At 46.5% G+C, this 20,876-nt stretch carries 27 protein-coding genes; 4 read left to right on the forward strand and 23 right to left on the reverse strand.

The window, feature by feature from the left end; translation table 11 throughout:
- From BG260_RS09920 to pckA, 3 genes are all read right to left on the reverse strand, one after another.
- Positions 1-194 (reverse strand): (4Fe-4S)-binding protein (locus BG260_RS09920; protein WP_176719473.1); only part of this gene is annotated, 194 nt, incomplete at its 3' end.
- Positions 195-283: 89 nt separating this feature from the next.
- A complete protein-coding gene (locus tag BG260_RS09925; protein ID WP_069132225.1) occupies positions 284-850 on the reverse strand; it encodes a DUF3347 domain-containing protein in 567 nt (188 codons plus the stop codon).
- 138 nt (positions 851-988) lie between these two features.
- Positions 989-2,578: a phosphoenolpyruvate carboxykinase (ATP) gene (gene pckA / locus BG260_RS09930; RefSeq protein ID WP_069132227.1), complete on the reverse strand. Its 1,590-nt coding sequence runs from the start codon at positions 2,576-2,578 to the stop codon at positions 989-991.
- A gap of 251 nt (positions 2,579-2,829) precedes the next feature.
- On the opposite strand from pckA, the gene BG260_RS14190 reads away from it, so the two are divergent.
- A complete protein-coding gene (locus tag BG260_RS14190; protein WP_176719474.1) occupies positions 2,830-3,000 on the forward strand; it encodes a hypothetical protein in 171 nt (56 codons plus the stop codon).
- Between the two features lie 73 nt (positions 3,001-3,073).
- Here the strand turns inward: BG260_RS14190 and BG260_RS09935 are convergent, their stop codons facing one another.
- From BG260_RS09935 to BG260_RS09960, 6 genes are all read right to left on the reverse strand, one after another.
- Positions 3,074-3,562 carry a DUF411 domain-containing protein gene (locus tag BG260_RS09935; protein WP_083750241.1) on the reverse strand — a complete coding sequence of 163 codons (489 nt, stop codon included), beginning with the start codon at positions 3,560-3,562 and terminating at the stop codon, positions 3,074-3,076.
- Positions 3,559-3,945 (reverse strand): DUF302 domain-containing protein, encoded by a 387-nt coding sequence (locus tag BG260_RS09940; protein WP_069132230.1) that lies wholly within the window; start codon positions 3,943-3,945, stop codon positions 3,559-3,561. Before BG260_RS09940 ends, BG260_RS09935 begins: the two co-directional genes overlap by 4 nt.
- 96 nt (positions 3,946-4,041) lie before the next feature.
- Positions 4,042-5,415, reverse strand: coding sequence for an MBL fold metallo-hydrolase RNA specificity domain-containing protein (locus tag BG260_RS09945; RefSeq protein ID WP_069132232.1), 1,374 nt, complete (start codon positions 5,413-5,415; stop codon positions 4,042-4,044).
- Entirely contained in the window at positions 5,396-6,259 is an 864-nt protein-coding gene (locus BG260_RS09950; protein ID WP_069132234.1) for a restriction endonuclease, read from the reverse strand. The genes BG260_RS09945 and BG260_RS09950 overlap by 20 nt, the downstream gene beginning before the upstream one ends.
- A gap of 152 nt (positions 6,260-6,411) precedes the next feature.
- Complete coding sequence (locus BG260_RS09955; protein ID WP_069132236.1) at positions 6,412-7,083, reverse strand: SDR family oxidoreductase; 672 nt, start codon at positions 7,081-7,083, stop codon at positions 6,412-6,414.
- A gap of 77 nt (positions 7,084-7,160) precedes the next feature.
- A complete protein-coding gene (locus tag BG260_RS09960; RefSeq protein WP_069132238.1) occupies positions 7,161-8,294 on the reverse strand; it encodes a metal-dependent hydrolase in 1,134 nt (377 codons plus the stop codon).
- Positions 8,295-8,766: 472 nt separating this feature from the next.
- On the opposite strand from BG260_RS09960, the gene BG260_RS14475 reads away from it, so the two are divergent.
- From BG260_RS14475 to BG260_RS09970, 3 genes are all read left to right on the forward strand, one after another.
- Entirely contained in the window at positions 8,767-8,898 is a 132-nt protein-coding gene (locus tag BG260_RS14475) for a hypothetical protein (RefSeq protein ID WP_281179602.1), read from the forward strand.
- Positions 8,899-8,973: 75 nt separating this feature from the next.
- Positions 8,974-9,705 (forward strand): amidohydrolase family protein, encoded by a 732-nt coding sequence (locus BG260_RS09965; protein WP_069132240.1) that lies wholly within the window; start codon positions 8,974-8,976, stop codon positions 9,703-9,705.
- 101 nt (positions 9,706-9,806) lie between these two features.
- Positions 9,807-10,361 (forward strand): SRPBCC family protein, encoded by a 555-nt coding sequence (locus tag BG260_RS09970; RefSeq protein ID WP_083750242.1) that lies wholly within the window; start codon positions 9,807-9,809, stop codon positions 10,359-10,361.
- Between the two features lie 96 nt (positions 10,362-10,457).
- Here the strand turns inward: BG260_RS09970 and BG260_RS09975 are convergent, their stop codons facing one another.
- From BG260_RS09975 to BG260_RS10030, 14 genes are all read right to left on the reverse strand, one after another.
- The gene (locus BG260_RS09975) at positions 10,458-12,512 is read right to left on the reverse strand and encodes a copper-translocating P-type ATPase (protein WP_069132242.1); all 2,055 of its coding nucleotides are present in this window, start codon (positions 12,510-12,512) and stop codon (positions 10,458-10,460) included.
- Between the two features lie 99 nt (positions 12,513-12,611).
- Entirely contained in the window at positions 12,612-13,667 is a 1,056-nt protein-coding gene (locus tag BG260_RS09980) for a DUF2231 domain-containing protein (protein WP_069132244.1), read from the reverse strand.
- A gap of 146 nt (positions 13,668-13,813) precedes the next feature.
- Positions 13,814-14,200 carry a DUF302 domain-containing protein gene (locus tag BG260_RS09985; RefSeq protein ID WP_069132246.1) on the reverse strand — a complete coding sequence of 129 codons (387 nt, stop codon included), beginning with the start codon at positions 14,198-14,200 and terminating at the stop codon, positions 13,814-13,816.
- Between the two features lie 42 nt (positions 14,201-14,242).
- The gene (locus BG260_RS09990) at positions 14,243-14,683 is read right to left on the reverse strand and encodes a YybH family protein (protein WP_069132248.1); all 441 of its coding nucleotides are present in this window, start codon (positions 14,681-14,683) and stop codon (positions 14,243-14,245) included.
- Between the two features lie 24 nt (positions 14,684-14,707).
- The gene (locus BG260_RS09995; RefSeq protein ID WP_069132250.1) at positions 14,708-15,328 is read right to left on the reverse strand and encodes a hypothetical protein; all 621 of its coding nucleotides are present in this window, start codon (positions 15,326-15,328) and stop codon (positions 14,708-14,710) included.
- Positions 15,329-15,337: 9 nt separating this feature from the next.
- On the reverse strand, positions 15,338-15,688 hold the full coding sequence (locus BG260_RS10000; protein WP_176719475.1) for a hypothetical protein: 351 nt from the start codon (positions 15,686-15,688) through the stop codon (positions 15,338-15,340).
- Positions 15,689-15,785: 97 nt separating this feature from the next.
- Positions 15,786-15,998 carry a GDCCVxC domain-containing (seleno)protein gene (locus tag BG260_RS14550; RefSeq protein WP_083750244.1) on the reverse strand — a complete coding sequence of 71 codons (213 nt, stop codon included), beginning with the start codon at positions 15,996-15,998 and terminating at the stop codon, positions 15,786-15,788.
- Positions 15,995-16,276 carry a DUF5676 family membrane protein gene (locus tag BG260_RS10005; RefSeq protein WP_069132255.1) on the reverse strand — a complete coding sequence of 94 codons (282 nt, stop codon included), beginning with the start codon at positions 16,274-16,276 and terminating at the stop codon, positions 15,995-15,997. The genes BG260_RS14550 and BG260_RS10005 overlap by 4 nt, the downstream gene beginning before the upstream one ends.
- A gap of 10 nt (positions 16,277-16,286) precedes the next feature.
- Entirely contained in the window at positions 16,287-16,478 is a 192-nt protein-coding gene (locus BG260_RS14050) for a hypothetical protein (protein WP_141691572.1), read from the reverse strand.
- A gap of 11 nt (positions 16,479-16,489) precedes the next feature.
- Positions 16,490-17,518, reverse strand: coding sequence for a type II glyceraldehyde-3-phosphate dehydrogenase (locus BG260_RS10010; RefSeq protein WP_069132257.1), 1,029 nt, complete (start codon positions 17,516-17,518; stop codon positions 16,490-16,492).
- An 18-nt stretch (positions 17,519-17,536) separates the two neighbouring features.
- Positions 17,537-17,743 (reverse strand): SHOCT domain-containing protein, encoded by a 207-nt coding sequence (locus BG260_RS10015; RefSeq protein WP_069132259.1) that lies wholly within the window; start codon positions 17,741-17,743, stop codon positions 17,537-17,539.
- Positions 17,744-17,803: 60 nt separating this feature from the next.
- Positions 17,804-18,244, reverse strand: a complete 441-nt coding sequence (locus BG260_RS10020) for a hypothetical protein (RefSeq protein WP_069132261.1) — start codon at positions 18,242-18,244, stop codon at positions 17,804-17,806.
- Positions 18,245-18,326: 82 nt separating this feature from the next.
- Complete coding sequence (locus tag BG260_RS10025; protein WP_069132263.1) at positions 18,327-20,378, reverse strand: heavy metal translocating P-type ATPase; 2,052 nt, start codon at positions 20,376-20,378, stop codon at positions 18,327-18,329.
- Positions 20,379-20,498: 120 nt separating this feature from the next.
- Entirely contained in the window at positions 20,499-20,837 is a 339-nt protein-coding gene (locus tag BG260_RS10030) for a P-II family nitrogen regulator (protein WP_069132265.1), read from the reverse strand.
- Positions 20,838-20,876: the final 39 nt, after the last annotated feature.

Genomic DNA, 20,876 nt, shown 5'->3' on the forward strand with positions numbered 1-20,876 from the left:
GCTCCGGTGGGGCACCGTTCAATCACATCAGCAATCTCTTTTGCAGAGGCGTTATCGGGTTCAATCCACGGTTTTTTATTCGGATCAAAAACCTTTGGCAGGCCTTTTACACACTCTGCAGCGTGGATGCAGCGCTTTACATCATAGCTTACCTTAATCTCATTATTTTCGTAATTGTGAATTTTTGATTCCATAATCCTTTTTGTTTGATTGCTGATTTGAATTCAATTAACACAAATCGGAACAGTTTTGAAAAAGAAATAAGATGATTCTGAGGCCGGATTTAAATCCTCTCAATAATCTCACCGCATCGCATCATGCGGTCGCCGTGGTAGGGGTTGGCGATCTGCTCTTCACGGCTCAGCCAGTCGGCCGAACCGTCGCGAACCATCGGACAGCGTTGATGATATACAGTGAAGTTTACAGGCTGAAATGTTTTCACAAGGTCAATCATGGCCTCAGACAGTGTTTCAAAGTAGAGTCTCTGTTGCTCCACATCTTCCTCGGCGATCATTCGATCAGCCTCTTCTGCAAGGGTGCCGGCGTATGTCTCCCAAATGGTTAGTGTCTCCGGGGTTAATCCGCCTGTGCCAACCTGCTCAATAAAAGAGATCAGAGATTCTGCTGCGGATGAGGCTGTTACGGGATCGGATTCAACCAAGGCGTCTTTCAGGTCAAAATAGATATTCAGCAACTCCTCAAGCTGGCTGTCAAACTCAGGGTTGGATTGAACTAATTGAGACTGAAGCTGTTGTTGGCGTTGCTCCTGCTGGGATTGTTCCCGCTCGTCCGGTGAGCAACCGGCCAGGATGATCAGCATAAAGAGTGGCAGGTAAGAGAAGACTTTCATAGGGTATGTTGTTGATTGAACCGAGGTTTCTACTCTCAAGAATAAGAAACTATTTATCACAAAAAAACCGGTGCGATGAACTGCGAGTGGACAACAGTTCACCGACCGGATTCGAGTTATGAGAACTACCCAAGCTTGTTAGATTTTTGGCCCGGCAGCGATGATCTCATCACTGCTCTCCTCTTTGTACTTCTCAAAGTTGCGGTTGAAAAGCTGACCGAGTTTTTGTGCCTGCTGATCATATTTGTCTGCATTGCCCCATGTATTTCTTGGGATCAGAATGTCGGCCGGCACATCCGGGCAGCTTGTGGGGATGCTGAGCCCGAACACGTCATCTTTCACGGTTTCAACCTTATCCAGTTTACCCGAGTGTATTGCGTTGATAATGGCGCGGGTACTCTTCAGATCAATTCTGCTTCCGGTCTCGTAGCCGCCACCGGTCAGACCCGTGTTGACCAGCCACGCTTTGGCGCCGTGCTTTCTCATTTTCTCTGCCAGCATCTCTGCATAGCGTGCGGGCGGCCAGACGAGAAAGGCAGCCCCAAAGCAAGCGGAAAATGTAGCCTGTGGTTCTGTCACTCCCATCTCCGTGCCGGCAACTTTGGCCGTATATCCGCTGATGAAGTGGTACATAGCCTGCTCCGGAGTCAATTTGCTTACGGGCGGCAGTACTCCGAATGCATCATACGTCAGAAAGATGATATTTTCCGGATGGCCTGCCATGCATGGAATCTTGGAGTTGGAAATGTACTCTATCGGGTAGCTCGCCCGGGTGTTTTGTGTAATGCTCACATCCTTATAGTCCACCTTTCGCGTAACCGGGTCATAGACCACGTTTTCCAGTACCGTTCCAAACTTGATGGCATTGAAAATTTCCGGTTCGTGCTCTTCGGTTAGGTTGATTGTTTTTGCATAGCAGCCGCCTTCTATGTTAAAGACTCCGTCTTCACTCCAGCAGTGTTCATCATCCCCGATCAGTTTACGGCTACTGTCGGCCGATAAGGTAGTTTTTCCTGTTCCGGAAAGTCCGAAAAAGAGTGCCACGTCGTTGTCCTCTCCCTCGTTAGCCGAGCAGTGCATGGAGAGCACATCTTTCTTTGGCATCAGGTAGTGCATTACGGTAAAGATTCCTTTTTTCATCTCACCCGCATACTCCGTTCCCAAAATCACCATCGTGTTTGTTTTGAAGTTTACGTCCACACTTGCGTCAGACGTCATCCCTTCGGTATAGGTGTTGGCCGGGAATTTACCCGCGTTGTATACCACAAAATCGGGTTCGCCAAACTCAGCCAGTTCTTCCTGAGTCGGGCGGATCAGCATGTTGTGCATAAAAAGCCCGTGATAGGGGCGTTCGGCAATAATCCGCACTTTTAAACGGTAGTTGGGATCCCATCCGGCAAAGCCGTCAATAACATATAGCCGTTCTCTCGTATTTAAATAGTCAATCGCTCGTCGATGGTTGATTTTATAGGTGTGTTCATCCAGCGGGATGTTGATGTCTCCCCACCAGAGATTCTCCTCAATGCCATCCGTTTTAACCACACGTTTATCGGCAGGGCTGCGGCCGGTACGTTTACCTGATCGCACAACGAGCGCTCCGTTGTCGGTAATCACAGATCCGGGATCGTATTTGATGGCATCTTCATAAAATTTACCGGGAGCCGGATTCCGGATGATCGTCTCTACAGTGATGTCGTGTCTCTTTAGGTTGAATAGTTCTCTTTCCATAATGTGTAAGCTTTAGTTGATCTGTTATGTAAGCCTACTATTAAATACTAAAGTAACATGAAGGAATGATTAAGGACTCTCTCTAAGTTGTTGGAATATTTGGGATTATGTAGTTAAAGATTGGAAAATCGCTTACATGAATAAAAATAAATTTCTCTTTTGTTTCCGTTTCGGTTCAGAAATATGACAATTCCATTATTTGGTTGTAGATTTATAGACACTGTTAACCAAAAAAGAATAAAGGAGAGTTTATGAAAGTCGTTGGAATTGCGCTTGTTCTGTCGGGGCTGTTTTTTACTTTGTACACATTTTTTTCAGAACCGGGTACAGCTTCGCCAAGTGTGAGCTGGGCGCCGTGGGTTGGAGTACTTGTATTTATTACAGGAGCTGTCACCTTCTTCATGGCCCGAAATGAAGAGTGATAATAAGGTACAGCTGTTACGAAACCGGAGCAGGTTTATTGAGGCAACTTCTCCGGTCTAAATGTGTTATCAGTTAGTTGTGGGTGTTATAAATAAACATTCCATCATCACCAAAAATTACAGACTGATAGGTGTTTTCTACGGGGATGTCCATGCCCGGTGAGTTTGGCGGCATCCCGGGCACCGATACCCCTATCACAGCCGGACGCTCGGCCAGCAATCTCCGAATGTCATGAATCGGTACGTGCCCTTCGATAATATAGCCGTCGGCTACTGCTGTATGGCAAGAGCTGAGCTGCCCGGGAACACCTTTCTCTCGTTTAACTTCATGAAGGTCCTCCACCAGCTCAGAGGTTACACTCACTCCATTCTCTTCAAGATAGTTAGCCCACTCCACACAACATTCACACCCTTCGGCATGATACATCGTCAGTTCAAAAGATCCGTCAAAATAGTCGGGTTCATCCGGCTGTGAAGGCTCGGATTGAAACATGTAATTCCAGAAAACGAGTGAGCCGATTAAGAGCAGCGCGGAGATAGCATAAAAGAGTATATTTTTCATACGGACTGTATAACTTTTGTGAGCATCTCTTTAACCTGAGCTGCAATGGATTTAAGATTATCATTGTCTACAACCTGCATGGAGGCCAGTGGATCTACGGCAGATACTTCAACGGTGCCGTCATCATGCTCTTCCACAATCACATTACAAGGCAACATGGTTCCGATTTTATCTTCGGTTGTGAGCGCTTTATGCGCCATAGTTGGATTACAGGCACCCAGAATACGGTATTTTTTAAAATCCACATCCAGCTTCTTTTTCAGGGTCTCTTTAACATCAATTTCGGTGAGTACGCCAAAGCCCTCTTTTTTTAGCTCTTCCGTTGTTTTTTGAATGGCCTCATCAAACGTGCCCTTAAAGGTGGTTGATATGTAGTAGCTCATGGTTGTCGGGTTTGGTTTAGTTTCATCTAAAGATGTCAGATGAATGTGTAGTTGGTATAAATTACGGTTATTTTTAACAATGCATTATTCAGCCGGTTAAACATCCCGTATATCGTATAAATCGGGTATCTCAGCCTTCCACCCCAACACATCGTTAATCTTGACACGGAGCGTGTCAAGGGCCTGAGGTTCACCGTGTACCAGGAAAAACGATTCAGGTTTCTGTTCAATCTCAGACAGCCATTCAATCAGCTCGTCCCGGTCGGCATGGGCAGAAAGCCCGTCAAGGATATCAATACGAGCTTTAACCGGAATATATTTTCCATAGAATTTAATTTCATCGGCTCCGTCCAATAATTGTCGGCCCCGCGTTCCCTCCGCCTGAAAACCGGCCAGTAAAACCGTGGTGTTCTCTTTACTAAGATATTTCTGCAGGTAGGTGAGAACCCGGCCTCCGGTTACCATCCCGCTGCCGGCCACAACAATTTTTGGAGAGGGATTGTCAATAATTTCCCAGGTTTCCTTAAACGACTGTACAATATGAAAACGCTCCGACATCCGGATAGTGTCGTCATCAGAAAGAGTGTGCCAGTCGTGGTGTTTACGAAAAACGGCCAGGGCATCTGTGCCCATCGGGCTGTCCAGAATAACAGGAAGGGATTTTGGAATTCGATTCTGCTCGGTAAGCTGCCAGATCATATACATCAGAAGCTGAGCACGCTCCACCGCAAAGCTTGGGATGATGAGCGTTCCGTACTTCTCCAGTGTCTGATGGATCACCGATTCCAGTTTATCCATCATGTCCTCCTTGGGATGGAGGCGATCCCCGTATGTGCTTTCTAAAAACAGAATGTCTGCCCGGTCAGGCTTTTCCGGATCTCTGAGAAGCAGATCACCTTTACGGCCCACATCACCGGAGAAGACAAACCGCTTGCCGTGTGCGTCCAGCTCAATAAACGTGGCGCCTAAAATGTGCCCCGCATAACGGAATCGAACCTTGATGGAATCTGCAATCTGAATCCACTCACCATGTTTTTTAGAACTGAAATTTTGGATGGTTTTTTCTGCATCCAACAAATTGTAGAGTGGCTTGGCCGGGCTATGTTTTGTGAAGCCGTCTTTGTTGGCACGTTCGGCATCCTCCTCCTGGATTTTTGCGCTGTCGCGAAGGATAATTTCAGCAATGTCGAGTGTGGGTGCGGTACCCCAGATTTCGCCGGTGTACCCCATGTTTACTAGGCGCGGCAGGAACCCGGTGTGGTCCAGGTGACCATGCGTAAGCAGAACCAGGTCAATATCTGAGACATCAACCGGGAGCTGCTGCCAGTTGAGCTCACGAAGTTTTTTGATTCCCTGAAACAGCCCACAATCAATCAGAATATTATTGTCGGAGAATTTCAGCAGGTATTTGGAGCCGGTAACGGTGCCGGATGCTCCCAAAAAATGAATCTCAACGTGTCGGTTCATCATGGTTCTCCCGGTGGTTGCAGATTTCAACCGCCTCTTTTGCAATTTTATTAATGTTGCGAGGGTTGATGCCCACTTCTCTTAATCTGTTTTTATCCTCACAAATTTGTCTGCAAAAAACAATGTCATGTTTCAGCATGCGGCTTTTCTCATCTTTTGTGAGGGATGACAGACAGGTGACGGGATGCAGATTCAACCGCGCGACCTGATCCTTGATCCCATTTTTTTTCGGGTAGTCCCAGCTCAGTAGTTTTAGCCCAACGCAGTTCCCATACTTTTCTGCATCGGAGGTAAACCGCGTATTGGTAACAACCCACCCTTTGTGTGTTTTACTCTTGTGGCCGGGCAGACTGCTCCAATTACGTTTCACATCCTGAAATCGAGACTGAATGTAGAGCGGAACCTTGACATTACATCGATTCTCATTCCGATTGTGGAATTTACACTCAACCAGCAGATAGGAACTATCCGTTTGAGCGATGACATCAATTTCATGCGAAACACAATCTCCTTTTACCACAACACCAATTTCTGTTTTGTACCCAAGCCGACTCAAAAGCTCAGCCACAAATCGCTCAAAAGGATATCCGGAGGGGCCGAGTTCAAACAGTGCCTCTTTTAATTTATAGCGGCCGGCCGATTGCTGCGACTCCGACTTGAGAAGGCGAAAGGCATCTTTGTAAATTTTTTGGGTAGAAATGCCCTCATGTAATGTTTTCCGAATTTCCTGTGCAATGTGATCGATCAGTAACGGATCAGCTCCGGCGCTGTTGAGCGATTTGCGTAGTTTGGATTCATCGTACTCTTCCGTTTCTCCGGAGTATTTCGTTACATGAACCGTTGCCATAGCCGACTGGATTTTAGCAGGTTAACTCTCTTATTCAATATACAACGAAATTGATTTCAAGACCTGACAGGTTTTTGAAATCTGTCAGGTCTGGGTGCGATCTTTAATACCTAAGGCTGTAAACGAGAAGGAATAATCAATGCCTGAATCTATCAAGGTTGCAGCGGGCGCACCTGGATGTCTGTATAATGAAAGTTTTTTGGGCATTTGAGCATGTGGATCACAGACGCCGCAAGATCCTCCGGAAGCAGTTTATTTTTCTTTGATTGTGAAAATCCGGTCTCCACTGATCCCGGCGAAAGACAGCTTACCTTTATACCGAAATTGCGCAATTCCTGGTGGAGTGATTGCGTGATGCCATTCACGGCGAACTTGGTTCCGCAGTAACAGCTCATCTCGGCAATTCCGTTTGTACCCGCTCCCGACCCGATATTGATGATGTGCCCACGTTTCTCAACCTTCATCTGAGGGATGACCTGTTTTGAGGTATAAAACAGGCCGTGAACATTCAGATCAAAGAGCCGGCGCCACTGCTCACTCGGCATCTCATCCGTTGGCCCGCGGTATCCCATACCCGCATTGTTGATGAGTATCGGGATAGAACTCCCAACTCTATTCACGGTTTCATCAAATGCGATGCGGACTGAATCCTCTTTGGTGAGATCTGTTTTGATGTGATAAAACTGTTTGTGAGAAAAGGATTCAGGCGGCGTCCGGCTCCATCCGGCAACGGTCACTCCTTCACGAATCAGTGCTTTAGAAATTGCCAAACCAATACCACGGCTTGCGCCGGTTACAATAGCTGTTCTTCCTTGAATTTCCATAGGGTTAAGATTAGTCTTAAAATTATCTGTTCTGTTTCGATCTATAGTTTATGAACGAGGCTCAATCATAACTACTGCTATTGACGCACATTTCGAATTTGTAACTCTTCATCCAGTTCCACAATTGCCATCCCGATACCTCCCGGTGATTCCTGTTCGGGGTTAACGTAACGAAGGTCACGAATGATCACCCTCCAACCATCTTCCATTTCCCGTACTTCATAAGCCGGAAACCGGATCCAGTTTTTGAGCCCGCGCAGTTCGGGTGAGCTGAATGCGGCTTCAACAATGTTGTTTGGCTCAGTAATTGGGATGGGTTCACCATCAAGCTGAAAACTTTCGGGGCGCATCCAGTTGATGGTGAATCGGTAGTAGTGGGAATCTGAAGCTGCCACACCGCCTCGAAGCAGCGGTCGTGCCGGAAGCGGATTGGCCATTATCCGCTCTATTTCAGCTCCCTGATCATTTAGATGAGATTTTGCATAATTAGCGGTTAAAGTTGATCCGGTAAACATAAAAGCGATATAGAGCACCAGGGTGATGAGCAGTGTCAGTGCGATGGGTTGGGTTGCTTCGTGATGTCGACCTGACCAGCGAACAAATACAATTGCAGCAAGCCCCATCAACCAGAGTGCTTTCAGGGCGAATGGAACCATGTCAGCGGTGGTAATCAGAGCCGTGACTGCCGAGCCCAGAACCAGCCATCCCGTCATTCCAATCCACGATCTCGACCTTGCCAGTGCTACACCCGCTCCGGCCAGCAGCCAGAACCATGGATCGATGATAAAAAGTGTATCGCCATAAAACCAGGTTTCGCTGAAGGGCATCAGCAGGCGGACTCCATACGTGTTTAGTAAATCCAGCAAGGGATGGCTCCAGACGGCGATAAATGAAATGCCCAGCAGTGCAGCAGGTTTCATCGGCGGGCCCTCCAGCATTTTAATTCGATTTTTCAATCGTTTCTTTATGAGGCGATCGATCCCGAGCATGAGGCCGGTTAGGATAAATGGCCAGAGAATGAGTGCCAGAATTCCGTGAGTCCACCCCCGGCGCGCGAAGAGTGCAAAATCGGAACTGATAAACATGGCGGCTGCATCCACATCAGGAATATTAGCCCCGATGATTAAGGTGGCGGTAGCCAGGGCTGTTTTCTGTTTCAGGCCGGCTTCGGCCATCGAAGCCCCGAAGAGAGTATGCGCAAGTGGATCCATGAGTATATGCGGGTTGTGCTAAAGTTGATGAATGAGTTAAGGCTGATCGATAATAGGAATAGTGATCAGCTTATGAAACAGGCCGGTTGTTTTTCTATAGAAACATTTGGCTGTTATGTGTCTGCTGATTCGTTTTCAATATGGGTTGGTAACGTTGATCTGATTGTATTACATTTCTTTCTGAGCTTCATATTTGACCGGTCATTTCGCAATTTCTAAGTGACCCCAGATCTTAACAAAACAGAGAGGGAGGTCTGATTGAAAACGTTAGAACTCAATTTGATTCCCGCCGTGATGTAGTTCGTACTGTAATCAGGTTGTGCCGGAATGCAGATGCTAAAAAACATTATGCACAGGAATTTTTTGCTGAAGTCATCTTTTTTTAGGTGAAGGTCCTAATCTGAAATAAGCTGCAAATTGATAACCTGTAGAGCATTAAAAAGGCAAACTCTCAAAACATAATAGGAGACTCATGAAAAGTTTAATCACTTGTTTTGTCATTTTACTTGCTGTTGCATCAGCCTATGCACAGGATCGCGAGCCAATCATCGATGTTCACCTCCACGCTTATATTGGCTTACCGCCCGGTGAGAGTGCATCATAGGCCGGTGAGTCCGAAGCCCGAGCTCTTGTTGGTGCTGCAGATGCCGGTGAGCATTTAAAGTCCACACTCGCTGAAATGGATAGGTACAATATCGTACTCGCAGTTGTCAGCGGGCCTGAAATCGCCATCAGAACCTGGCAGGAAAATGCACCGGGACGATTTATCGGGGGAGTTTTTCTCGGTGATGAAGGTCTGCCTGAACACAGCCCGAATCAACTGACAGGTCTTGTAGAAGATGGAGTGATGGGTGCTTTTGGAGAGCTTGGCTTGCAATATTACGGAATTGAACCGGATGACCCCCGAATGCATGAGTATTATGAAACTGCTGAACGTCTGGGAATTCCAGTGGCACTTCATACCGGTTTGGGACCTCCGCGCGGTCCTCATACGTTTGCCCCTGAGTTCCGCACGACGCTTGGGCGGCCGTCACTCTTTGAACCGGTTTTGGTTCGCCATCCGAACCTGAAAGCGTACCTGATGCATGCGGGTTGGCCCTACATCAGCGAGACCATCGCTCTGATGTATGTTTATCCCGACCTCTATGCCGATGTCGGAGTCCTCTCATGGGCCCTTCCCCGTGAAGCATTTCATGAGGCTCTTCGATCTCTGATCAACGCCGGTTTCGGTGATCGGCTGCTGTTTGGTACGGATCAGATGTTCTGGCCCGGAGCCATAGGTCTGGCCATCGAAACTCTCGAAAATGTACCGTTTCTGTCGGATGAGCAGAAGCGCGATATCTTCTACAATAACGCTGCACGGTTTCTGCAGTTAAGTGAGGAAGAGATAGCCCGGCATCATGGAAAGTAAATAAAGGAGCCTGTTGTAGTCTTAAAATGATTTAAATCAAACCGAAACAATATCCAGAAAATCAGTAAAATATATCACACCATATATTTAACCCACATCATATGTCTCTAAAAATTATCAGGGCGTTAAAAATTACCGGGTTGGTGATTGCTCTCCTCGCTGCCATCATCCTGGCCGCCACGTTCACTTTGGATACGGAATTTTCGGTTGAACGGTCAGTCGTTATCGATCAACCCAAAGAGGTGGTATTTGACTATATCCGGTATCTCGAAAACCAGAATTCCTATAGCGTATGGGTTGCCAGGGACCCGGGTATCCGGCTGGAGTATCGCGGAACCGACGGCACTGTTGGGGCCGTATCGGCATGGAATGGAAGCGAGGAATCTGGAAGCGGGGAACAGGAAATTACCGGCATTGCCGAAGGCGAGCGAGTCGATTTTGAACTCAGGTTTTTTGAACCATTTGAATCAACCTCATATGCCTATAAGAGCACCGAATCAGTTTCAGAAAACCAGACACTTGTCACTTGGGGGATGTATGGTTCGTTCCCCCGGCCCATGAATCTAATGCTTCTCTTTTTTGATCTGGAAGAGGCGATCGGCGATGATTATGAAACCGGCCTTGAGAACCTGAAACAGATTCTGGAAAATCAATGAACGTATTGTTGGGGTTAACTCAATGTCCGGAAACATTGAAAACTGCATAAACCGGAAAGAACATATTCTGCTTGGAATGTGGTACAATGCAATTTTTTAGGATTCACTCATCTTCAAAAACCGCGCATTCACAGCCACAATTACGGTACTCAGCGACATCAATATCGCTCCAACGGCGGGGCTCAAAATCACACCCCACGCGTACATCGCTCCGGCAGCAAGGGGAATCGCCCCGATGTTGTAACCTGACGCCCACCACAGGTTCTGCACCATTTTCCGGTAGGTGGATTTGGATAATTTAACCAGAGCGGTTACATCTTCCGGATTGTTTTTCACCAGCACAATATCCCCGGTTTCCACCGCCACATCCGAGCCCGCCCCGATGGCGATTCCGACATCGGCCTGTGCTAATGCCGGAGCGTCGTTCACGCCGTCACCGGTCATGGCAACGAGCTTGCCCTGTCCCTGAACTTCCTTCACCTTATCCGCTTTTTCATCGGGCAGTACCTCAGCAAACACCTGGTCAATACCGAGTTCTTTAGCCACATATTCGGCAGTTTGCCGGTTATCGCCGGTAAGCATGATACATTCAATGCCCATATCATGCATCGCTATGATGGCGTTTTTGGAAGATTCACGGATCTCGTCGCCAAGCGCAATGGCCCCGGCCAATTCATCTTCCAGAATCACAAACACGACGGTTTTTCCTTGTGATGAGATTTCTTCCACGTCCTCTTCCGGATAATCCAGCTCTTGCTCCCGCACGTAACCGGGGCTCACCACTTTCACCGATTTCCCGTTCACTTTCCCCTTAATGCCTTTCCCGGTGATGGAATCAAATTCATCCGGCTCCCATGTTTCGTCTGCTTTTTCTAAAATGCCTTTTGCGAGAGGGTGCTCGGAATTTTGCTCCAATGAGGCTGCATATTTCAGGATCTCTTCATCAGAATATTGATCGTTAAAATTTAGAATGTCGGTCACGGTAAACGTGCCTTCAGTAAGCGTTCCGGTTTTGTCGAATATGACGGCATCCAGGTTGCGGGCCTGTTCGAAAGCAGCCCGGTCGCGGATCAGAAACCCGTTGGTGGCGGCAATGCTGGTGGATCGGGAAACGACGAGTGGAATTGCCAGCCCCAGTGCATGCGGACAGGTGATGACCATTACGGCTACGGTCCGGTTCATGGCAAAATCAAAACTCTCACCGGTAAAGAATACCCATGCGCCGAATGTGATCAGCCCGGCTGTGATGGCTACGATCGTAAGCCAGAAAGCGGCACGGTTGGCCAGGTCCTGTGTGCGGGATTTACTCTGCTGCGCTTCTTCCACCAGCTTCATCACCTGTGAGAGGAAGGAATCATCGCCGGTTTTGGAAATTTCAATGGTCAGCGATCCCTTTTCATTTACGGATCCGCCGATCACCTCATCGCCTTTGGACTTGCTCACCGGCTTCGATTCACCGGTAAGCATCGCTTCATTCACGCTCGATTCCCCTTTTACAACGTTTCCATCAGCGGGTATTTTCTCTCCCGGTTTGATGAGGACGTTATCGCCTTGTTTCAGTTCTTCTACGGGAACATCCTCAGTTGAGCCATCATCTTTAACGAGATGTGCCTTGCCCGGCAGTAACGCAGCCAACTCTTCCAAAGCCGAGGACGCACTCATCACTGAGCGCATTTCAATCCAATGGCCCAGCAGCATTATACCTACCAATGTGGAAAGCTCCCAATACAGCAGATCGCCTTCAAAGCCAAATACCACTGCGGTGCTGTAGAGGTAGGCGATGGAGATAGCCAGCCCGATGAGGGTCATCATGCCGGGCTGTTTCTTTTTGACTTCATCCACAAGGCCGGAAAGAAATGGCCAGCCCCCGAAGAAGAACACGACCGATGATAGGGCAGCCAGGATCCATTCATCGCCGGTGAACCGCCAGTCCACATCCAGAAAATGCTGGATCATCGGGGAAAGGGCGAGGATCGGGATAGTCAGGGCCAATACCCACCAGAATCGGAATTTAAAATCCTCCACCATCTGCTTGTGGTGTTCGTGATGGGAGTGTCCTTCATGTTCATTGTGATCGTGATCGTGGTGACCATGATCTTCTGGATTGTGGTTATGATGATGCTCCTCATGGTTGTGATTGTGGTTCTCCATGGCGCAAATTCTGTTAAGTTATATTTATTATAAACTACTGAATGTCATTAGGTTATGCGGAACTTTAAAGATTAATTAATGTGTAAAATATTTGTTTCTTCAATTAGTACTAAATTCTATAAGCCGGATTTTAACCGTTCCCGAGCCTTTTAATGCAATTCCGGTCTGCCCCGGTTCCAGTTCATCATTATGGGTGTGAAGAATGGTTTGCTGATCTTGATATCCGTAGTAGTGTGGCCCTGATGCCGTAACTCTGAATGTACTCCATCTCTCTTCTTCAATCTGTCCGGTTCCGAGGATATTATCAGACCCATTTAACATCTGACCCTGCTGAAGCTCCGATCCCGTTATCCGGATATATTGATAGTTTTCGGTATCGGTATAGTGATGAATCAGCATAAATTCACCATCAAAATCTTCGAGATTTATTTCAGCCCGGCCGTCAATAACACTCAGGTCTCCACCTGTTATCATGAATAATTCTTCTTCGGGACCGGTAATTTCTAAGTGAGTGCGTCCGTCTTCCCGTTCGGTGGAGGCTTGAAAATTATCGGCTCCCTCGATGCTGAATGATTCTGTCAGTGCCTGGTCTGCACCGGCACTGATTCGCCACGTCCATGAGCCATCTTCGCGAATGTCCGGCGCTGCATCCTCACGGAATTCGGCCAGACGCTGTTCAAGGCTTTCTATCTGTTCGTTGAGACGGTCTATCTCACCCACGGCTACACCGTGTTTATACACTAGTTTGGCTCCCTGTTCGCCTGTGTACCAGAGCATTCCGGTGCCAATCAAGGCTGGAATAATGAGTGCGGGAAATACCCATCCTTTTTCAAGATCTTTCCACCAGGTATAGAGACGTAAGGCGGTAAAAAGCCCAAAAAAGATCAAGGTGTAGAGTGCCCAGTCTTCATGAGATGTGACAACTGGCACGGCTTCTCCCAGAACGGTGACCGTTTCCACAGCCTGACGGCCGGAGAAAAAAGCAGCAATCAAACCAATAGACCCGATTGAGTAGAGTGCAATGACTGTATTCTGCAACCAGTTCAGTTGATTGAACCGGAGACGAATCAAATCAAACAGAACGGCTGTGACCAGCAGAGCAATAGGAAAATGAACAATGAGCGGGTGAATGTTAGGTATCCAATCGGGGAGCATAATTTCAGTTTACAGTTTTTACAGGTTACAGTGTGTCAGTGATTTATTATAGTCGCAGATATCAATTTGAGGAACCCGGCACGTTGTTGCTATCATATATCATCACCAAAAGGCAAATCGATAAGATAATCCGGCCGGTTATGGTGTTAAACACGTTCAATGACTGAAGCGAGCAGTTCACGAACTTTTGTGGCAATGGTTTTTAATTCTTCGTTTTCTATCGCCTGCATCGAAACGAGCGGGTCAACCGCTGAAATTTCAACCGTGCCATCTTCATGCTCTTCTACGATAACATTGCAGGGAAGCATGGTTCCGATTTTATCCTCTGATTGTAGTGCCTGATAAGCCATGCCGGGATTACAAGCTCCAAGAATTCGGTACTTTTTGAAATCGACATCCAGTTTCTTTTTAAGAGTTTCTTTGATGTCAATGTCGGTCAAAACTCCAAACCCTTCGTTCTTCAGTTCAGCAGTAACTGTTTCAATCGCTTCTTCGAAGGTTCCGTTGTATGTAGTTGTGATGTGGTAGCTCATAATAACTCCATTTAAATGTTAATGTTTATATTTGTATCTGTTTTAGTTAGGGTCGGATGACCAGTGTACTGCCGCAATTCTCCAGGTGTTCTCGGTTTTTTTCAGGACTATCAGTTCCATACTGTTCAGGCTTAGATCACGATCGTTATACACTCCCGACAGGTGAGATTTTGATGTAACCCACGCGGTATTTCCATTCACAAAAACATCTTGTGAAATGACTTCGCGGTCCATGGCAGAAAGAAAACGTCCATCCGAGTAGAAATGGTGAGACAGATACTCTTCTTTGTTTTCGATTTGACTGCCTTCAACAATTCGTGCTTGTGTATCAAGCAGATTTTCAGCTTTCATTGAATCACTATCAATAATAGCTGTTTCAAAATCATGCAATGTTTTCAAGATTTCAGATTTATCCCGGTCGGTTTGCGCTAATACTGTAAAACTTAAAGTTGTCAGAATTATGGTAATAAATATGCTTTTCATAGGCTGTTATTTAGCGGATTACTACTAATGGTTTATAGTTAATGATGATTTTTTGAGGGTTACCAGGAAACTGAGTGCCGGATCTCTGAAATTGGCTTTTCTAAAATAATCCCAATGCTTCTCAATGTACTTGTTTAAGTAATTGATCACATGGTGCAGTGAAACAAACTTCGAAACAAACGATTTTTTTTGAGTAGGCGCCTTACCACCGAAAACAACGGATTTCAAAAAATGACCGGAAGGAAGTTCTACTTTACCCGAAAGGATAAATGCATCATAGAGGTCAGGAAACTCCTCGGGTGTACAGCAACCGAAACGGGTTAAAACAGATTTTAAGGCATCTTTTTGGAACATATTTCGATTCTCTTTGGCATAACCTTCTTTCACTTCAGCTATTAACATATCGGGCTGATGACCATCAATATTTAGAATTTTATCCCGGACATGGATATTCTTTTCTTTATGCAGAGATTGAGTTGATGAAACTATACTGCCCGCATGAGCAAAGCGAAAAGCGAGGATATCGATATCAGTCACTGTCCTCATCTTTTTCTGTTCATCAAGCTCCACCAACGGGTATTCAGTCACAACAAAATATCCATTGAGTTGTAAATAAGCGCGAACGAGAGAGACGGCATTGTCCATAATTTTACCTTATGAATTAGATTGGGTGTGAAATCTGTTTGCCAGATAAATGCTCAATGCCGGCAGAAATGTTATCTGTAAAACAGGTGAAAGGCCAACTTCATGATTAAACATTGTAACTACCGGCATGGCAGCGGTATATTGCCATAAATCAAGATATATGGCTATCCACTCGAGGAAAATACTTGCAATAAAACTCAGAATAAGCAAAGTCAGATATCCCTTACGTCTGGGAGATTTAAATTGGACAGACGGAAACAGTAAGGTTGTTCCTTTCCAAAGTCCCAGAACGATCAGGATATCTCCAAAAATCGCTGCCCACATCCACAACGTCCCTTTCAGAAAAGGCCAGTCCCACATATCGTACAAAAACATACATTGTACAAATTCCCAGATCGTATGCAGAATAAAGGCCCACAGGATGATTCTTTTGGTATGCTTTCTGAACAAGTTCAACTTAGCATGAGGTTTTGCCATCTTTACACTGAATGGATGGACACGCTACAGAACCATAACTGCAATAAACGCAGCAGTCGCCCTTTTTAGGTTTCAGAACCGTTTTGCAGTTTTCACATTCATAGAAAAACTGACAAGCATCCACGGGCATCACTTCAGTTTTTTTATGACCACAAATCGGACATGTAATTACTGATTTTTTGATTGCATTCATGCAGTATGTTGATCTGATCCAATGTTATAAATTGCCGCTACTAACGCTCCCGTCAGCCATCCCAGAATAAATGTCTGAACAATTCCCATCAGGGCTTCCCACCAGGGAATATCCATCCGGATTACTGCTGAGGTATCGAACCCATGCAGGAGTGTATTAAAAAAGGCAACGGTTCCTTCCTGGCCTACACTGAGCATTAAAAGAACACACCCCAGATATAGTAACGAAGCTGTTGAACCGAAAGCCAATCCGAGTTTTTTTACGTTCAATTTTTTCATGATATCTCCGCTATGATTTGTGTTGGTTTAACTTATTTGCATCATGACCGTGATGCTTCGCCATCAGCAGATGGGAGGCGAACATGGCTATGATGAAAATGAAAATGGTGATATTGCTGCTCAGTCCGATAACAGGTGCCAGAAAAAGCAGTAGAAGTGGAAGCCCGCATCCGATAATCATCCAAAACGTGTGTTTACTCATGATTTTACTCCCTAAACAAATCGCTGTCTGATACCCAGCGACTGGTTTGTTTTATCAATCGATTTTTGGGGGTCGGATTCAATTTCCGTTAATGCACGAATGGCATCGATGGTTTCAGGAACAACGATGGCTTGATTGTCTACCAGATATGCGTAGTACAGCTCATCTCCCTCCACTTTGAGCATGTCTTTCCAAATGGCCACTTCATACATATCGCCGTGGGGGCGGCCCAAATCCAGCATCAGTTCCTTCACCGCATTGTTGGATGAAAGTTCATCGCTCATTTTTATGAATGCGGTTCTGGTAGAGTTGCCAAACACTTCCAGTATTTCCTCTTTGGTTGCTTCTCGGGTCAATTGCACAGTCCAGTAGTGGAGGTGGGAAAGTGTTTGCGGTACTTTAACGGCAGCGGTTACCACATCCAGTTCAGGATCCACACTTTGCGCATCCGGCCCCTGGTGGCTGGGAATTTCCGGTTCGGGCACCATTGTATTCATGATGCCATTTTTGTGACTCTCCCATGGATCAGTGGCTCGTCGTAGTAGTGTGCCGCGCGCTTTTTTCAATAAATCCGCACGTTTTAACGCACTAAGTGTTCGCACGATGGAGGTTGTGTTGCAGGAAACAACACGTGTCGACTCTCTCCCCAGAGCCGATCTATAGTTAGACTCGGCGGTAAAGGAGTGGCCTGTTGTTTGATGTTTTTCTCCGCCCTGTACAATAAATTTCACTCCTGCTTGCCGATATTTTATGGCATTTTCCGCACCGAATTTTTTTGGAGCACAGTCCACAACCACATCGGCACCATCAATCAGATCATTAAGATCACCGGCTACCGGAATATCCTTCTGAGCCATTGCATTGTGGCCTTCTTCTGTATTAGCAAATACACTATATTTTTGGGCTGCTACTTTTATCCGCCAGTCGTTAGCCACATCCCCAATACCAATCAATTCCATATCGTCTTGCAGATCAATAGCTTCAGCGATCCTTTTCCCAATCACTCCGTACCCGTTTATTGCTACGTTTATTTTTTTCATAATCTTAGCTTGATATATTCATTTTTTGCTCATTCTCCTTTCATATTCTTCCCTTGTAATCTGTCCGTTCCGGTACCGGCGTTCAAGAATCAGTTTTGCTGCCTTGTCTATATCCAGTTGGGCTTTTCTTTTACTTGCCCACGCCCAGATGACCAGGGCAATCCCGGCACTGATGATAAAAAGAACCGGGTACCAGTTGGTTAAGATTTCGTTTAAGAGTTTCATAGGATTAGACTTGAATTAGACCTGACAGATTTCCGAAAACCTGTCAGGTCTTTCAGTTAATTAGTGATGCTCTTCATGATTATCGGAATCAGTGTCGCCACCGTCCATATCATCTCCGTTCATCATCTGCATGCACATCATATGCATACTCATCATCTCTGAGTCCTGCATCATCTCCATCATTTGGGAGTGATCCATCTCTTCTCCTTCCATCATGGATTGCATCATCTGCATGTGTTTTTGCATGCGCTGCATCATAGCGGATCGGTCCATTCCTTCCATATTGCCCATCATCTGTTTTCTCATATGGGTCATCATTTCCCGGCGCATCTCCGGGTTCTGTGCCATATGCTCCATCATCATGGCGCGCATGGTGGAATCCTGCATCATTTCCATCATTTGTTCTTGTTTTTCCTGATGATTCTGATCCTGTGCAGACAGAGAGCCTGTAAAGAATATCATCAGTGCGGTTGTTGTGAGTGTTATGATTAATTTTTTCATGATTTACTCTCGTTTTTTGGTTTAATTTATTATTTCTATTCAAGACCTGTCAAGTTTTGGAAACCTGACAGGTCTTCTCCGTTCATTTATTTTCCATCTTTAAAAACTTCGCATTGATCGCTACAATCACGGTACTCAGCGACATCAGTACTGCACCCATAGCCGGGCTCAGAATGATGCCCCACGCAAACAGCACACCGGCTGCCAGAGGAATGGCAAAGACGTTGTATCCGGTTGCCCACCAGAGATTCTGAACCATTTTACTATAAGTGGCTTTTGATAGCTGTATCACGTGACCGACATCCATCGGGTTGTTGCGTACCAGGACGATGTCCCCGGTCTCTACGGCAACATCCGATCCTGCCCCAATGGCAATCCCCACATCCGCGCTGGCGAGGGCGGGAGCGTCGTTTACCCCGTCGCCGGTCATGGCTACTTTTTTTCCCTGGCTTTGTACCTCTTTCACCTTATCGGCTTTTTCATCGGGGAGCACCTCCGCGAAAACCTGGTCAATACCCAGCTCGTTGGCTACATATTCAGCGGTTTGGCGGTTATCGCCGGTCAGCATAATACATTCAATTTCCATTTCGTGAAGACGGTCGATCGCCTGACGGGATTCCGGACGTATCTTATCACCCAGCGCGATGGCTCCTTCCAGTTTGTCGTCAAGAATGACAAATACAACTGTTTTTCCCTGAGAGGAGATCTCTTCAACCTGCTGCTGCGGATACTCCATCTTCTCATCCCGTATATAACCGGGGCTGACAACTTTTACAGATATACCGTTTACTTTTCCTTCCACTCCTTTCCCGGTAATAGAATTGAACTCTTCCACTTTCCAGGGGTCACCCGCTTTTTCAAGGATGCCTCTGGCAATCGGATGCTCCGAATTAACCTCCACCGCTGCTGCGTATTTCAGAAGTTCATCATCACTGATCGTTTCGTTGAAATTCAGAATATCGGTTACGGTAAAGGTCCCTTCTGTCAGCGTTCCGGTTTTGTCAAAGATAACGGCATCCAGATTTCGGGCTTCTTCAAAAGCGGTCCGGTTGCGGATCAGGAACCCATTTGTGGCTGCAAGCGATGTTGAAACAGCTACCACCAGTGGAATGGCCAAACCAAGGGCGTGTGGACAGGCGATCACCATAACGGTTACCGTTCGATTTATGGCAAAACTGAGATCCTGCCCGGTAAAGAGCGACCATGCAAAGAATGTTATAAGACCACCGGAAATAGCTACAATCGTAAGCCAGAATGCGGCTCTGTTAGCCAGATCCTGTGTACGGGATTTGCTGTCCTGTGCCTGTCGAACCAGATCAATAACCTGAGAAAGGAAGGACTCATCGCCGGTTTTATGGATTTTTACCGTGATGGATCCTTCTTCATTGATCGAACCTCCGATCACTTCATCATCCGTCCCTTTTTCCACCGGCAGAGACTCACCTGTGAGCATCGCTTCATTGACGTTGGTTTTTCCCTCAACGACGATCCCATCAGCCGGGATTTTCTCCCCGGGTTTGATCAGAATGTGATCGCCAACCTGCAACTCTTCAACCGGCACATCTTCGGTTGAGCCGTCCTCTTTAACGCGATGTGCGTTACCCGGCAGCAGTTCGGCCAGTTTCTCCAGGGCGGCCGAGGCACTCATCACTGAACGCATTTCGATCCAGTGACCCAAAAGCATAATGCCTACCAGCGTTGAGAGCTCCCAGAACAGAAGATGACCTTCCAGACCGAACACTACAAACAGACTGTAGATATAGGCAACGGAGATCGCCAGCCCGATCAGAGTCATCATACCCGGCTGTTTTTTCTTCAGCTCATCCACCAGCCCGGTTAAAAATGGCCAGCCGCCAAAGAAAAAGACAACGGTAGAAAGGGCAGCCAGGATCCATGTATCACCGGCAAAGCGCCAATCAACACCCAGGAACTCCTGGATCATCGGCGAAAGGGCCAGAATTGGAATAGTTAAAGCAAGTACCCACCAGAATCGAAATTTAAAATCTTCCACCATCTGCTTGTGGTGTTCATGGTGGTCGTGGCCGGAATGATCATCATGCTCGCGCTGCTCATGACCGGAGTGGTCATGTTCATGGTCATCACGAGAGGGATGATGGTGATCTTGATTATTCATGTCTTATCTCCTTGTAATAATTATGATTAACCGCTTTTAATGCAAGTTACTTATGCGCAACGGTTTTACCGTTATTGAAATTCATGAGACTTGTGTAAATATTTTGGATTGACACCTAAGCTACACTGCCGCTTCACCTTCTTCTCCGGTTCTGATACTGATCGCTTTGTCAATCGTTGAACTGAATATAATCCCGTCTCCCTGGTGATGAGTGCAGGCCTTCTGCTGGATGATGCCGACAACTTCATCCTCATCTTCGTCGGCAACAACAATCTCTATTTTGACCACCTTAGAATGCAAAAATGGAAATTCCAGGCTTGCATTCAGTTTGTCAGGATCTCCCCGGCGGCCGATGCCCTCACCGTGATAGACAGTCAGACAGCAGTATCCCTTGGACCTCAATTCTCTGTAAACTTCTTCAAATTTTTCGGGCCGAATCATCGCTTTGATCTCTTTCATAATTGCCTCGCTTTTTTTCTGTTATAGTTGAGTTTATAA

The sequence above is a fragment of the Rhodohalobacter halophilus genome (assembly GCF_001715195.1).
Taxonomy (GTDB): domain Bacteria; phylum Bacteroidota; class Rhodothermia; order Balneolales; family Balneolaceae; genus Rhodohalobacter; species Rhodohalobacter halophilus.

Excerpts from the sequence above, each read along its gene's own strand:
- BG260_RS10015 (WP_069132259.1), bottom strand. The coding sequence starts at position 17,743 with ATGAAACTCTTAAACGAAATCTTAACCAACTGGTACCCGGTTCTTTTT.
- BG260_RS09980 (WP_069132244.1), bottom strand. The coding sequence starts at position 13,667 with ATGCTCCCCGATTGGATACCTAACATTCACCCGCTCATTGTTCATTTT.
- BG260_RS14475 (WP_281179602.1), top strand. The coding sequence starts at position 8,767 with ATGAAAAGTTTAATCACTTGTTTTGTCATTTTACTTGCTGTTGCATCA.
- BG260_RS09945 (WP_069132232.1), bottom strand. The coding sequence starts at position 5,415 with ATGATGAACCGACACGTTGAGATTCATTTTTTGGGAGCATCCGGCACC.
- BG260_RS10025 (WP_069132263.1), bottom strand. The coding sequence starts at position 20,378 with ATGAATAATCAAGATCACCATCATCCCTCTCGTGATGACCATGAACAT.
- BG260_RS09925 (WP_069132225.1), bottom strand. The coding sequence starts at position 850 with ATGAAAGTCTTCTCTTACCTGCCACTCTTTATGCTGATCATCCTGGCC.
- BG260_RS10030 (WP_069132265.1), bottom strand. The coding sequence starts at position 20,837 with ATGAAAGAGATCAAAGCGATGATTCGGCCCGAAAAATTTGAAGAAGTT.
- BG260_RS09935 (WP_083750241.1), bottom strand. The coding sequence starts at position 3,562 with ATGAAAAATATACTCTTTTATGCTATCTCCGCGCTGCTCTTAATCGGC.
- BG260_RS09995 (WP_069132250.1), bottom strand. The coding sequence starts at position 15,328 with ATGGACAATGCCGTCTCTCTCGTTCGCGCTTATTTACAACTCAATGGA.
- BG260_RS09955 (WP_069132236.1), bottom strand. The coding sequence starts at position 7,083 with ATGGAAATTCAAGGAAGAACAGCTATTGTAACCGGCGCAAGCCGTGGT.
- BG260_RS09950 (WP_069132234.1), bottom strand. The coding sequence starts at position 6,259 with ATGGCAACGGTTCATGTAACGAAATACTCCGGAGAAACGGAAGAGTAC.
- BG260_RS10010 (WP_069132257.1), bottom strand. The coding sequence starts at position 17,518 with ATGAAAAAAATAAACGTAGCAATAAACGGGTACGGAGTGATTGGGAAA.
- BG260_RS09975 (WP_069132242.1), bottom strand. The coding sequence starts at position 12,512 with ATGGAGAACCACAATCACAACCATGAGGAGCATCATCATAACCACAAT.
- BG260_RS10020 (WP_069132261.1), bottom strand. The coding sequence starts at position 18,244 with ATGAAAAAATTAATCATAACACTCACAACAACCGCACTGATGATATTC.
- BG260_RS09970 (WP_083750242.1), top strand. The coding sequence starts at position 9,807 with ATGTCTCTAAAAATTATCAGGGCGTTAAAAATTACCGGGTTGGTGATT.
- BG260_RS10005 (WP_069132255.1), bottom strand. The coding sequence starts at position 16,276 with ATGAAAAAATTGAACGTAAAAAAACTCGGATTGGCTTTCGGTTCAACA.
- pckA (WP_069132227.1), bottom strand. The coding sequence starts at position 2,578 with ATGGAAAGAGAACTATTCAACCTAAAGAGACACGACATCACTGTAGAG.
- BG260_RS09985 (WP_069132246.1), bottom strand. The coding sequence starts at position 14,200 with ATGAGCTACCACATCACAACTACATACAACGGAACCTTCGAAGAAGCG.
- BG260_RS14190 (WP_176719474.1), top strand. The coding sequence starts at position 2,830 with ATGAAAGTCGTTGGAATTGCGCTTGTTCTGTCGGGGCTGTTTTTTACT.
- BG260_RS09965 (WP_069132240.1), top strand. The coding sequence starts at position 8,974 with ATGGATAGGTACAATATCGTACTCGCAGTTGTCAGCGGGCCTGAAATC.
- BG260_RS09940 (WP_069132230.1), bottom strand. The coding sequence starts at position 3,945 with ATGAGCTACTACATATCAACCACCTTTAAGGGCACGTTTGATGAGGCC.
- BG260_RS09990 (WP_069132248.1), bottom strand. The coding sequence starts at position 14,683 with ATGAAAAGCATATTTATTACCATAATTCTGACAACTTTAAGTTTTACA.
- BG260_RS10000 (WP_176719475.1), bottom strand. The coding sequence starts at position 15,688 with ATGTGGGACTGGCCTTTTCTGAAAGGGACGTTGTGGATGTGGGCAGCG.
- BG260_RS14050 (WP_141691572.1), bottom strand. The coding sequence starts at position 16,478 with ATGAGTAAACACACGTTTTGGATGATTATCGGATGCGGGCTTCCACTT.
- BG260_RS14550 (WP_083750244.1), bottom strand. The coding sequence starts at position 15,998 with ATGAATGCAATCAAAAAATCAGTAATTACATGTCCGATTTGTGGTCAT.
- BG260_RS09960 (WP_069132238.1), bottom strand. The coding sequence starts at position 8,294 with ATGGATCCACTTGCGCATACTCTCTTCGGGGCTTCGATGGCCGAAGCC.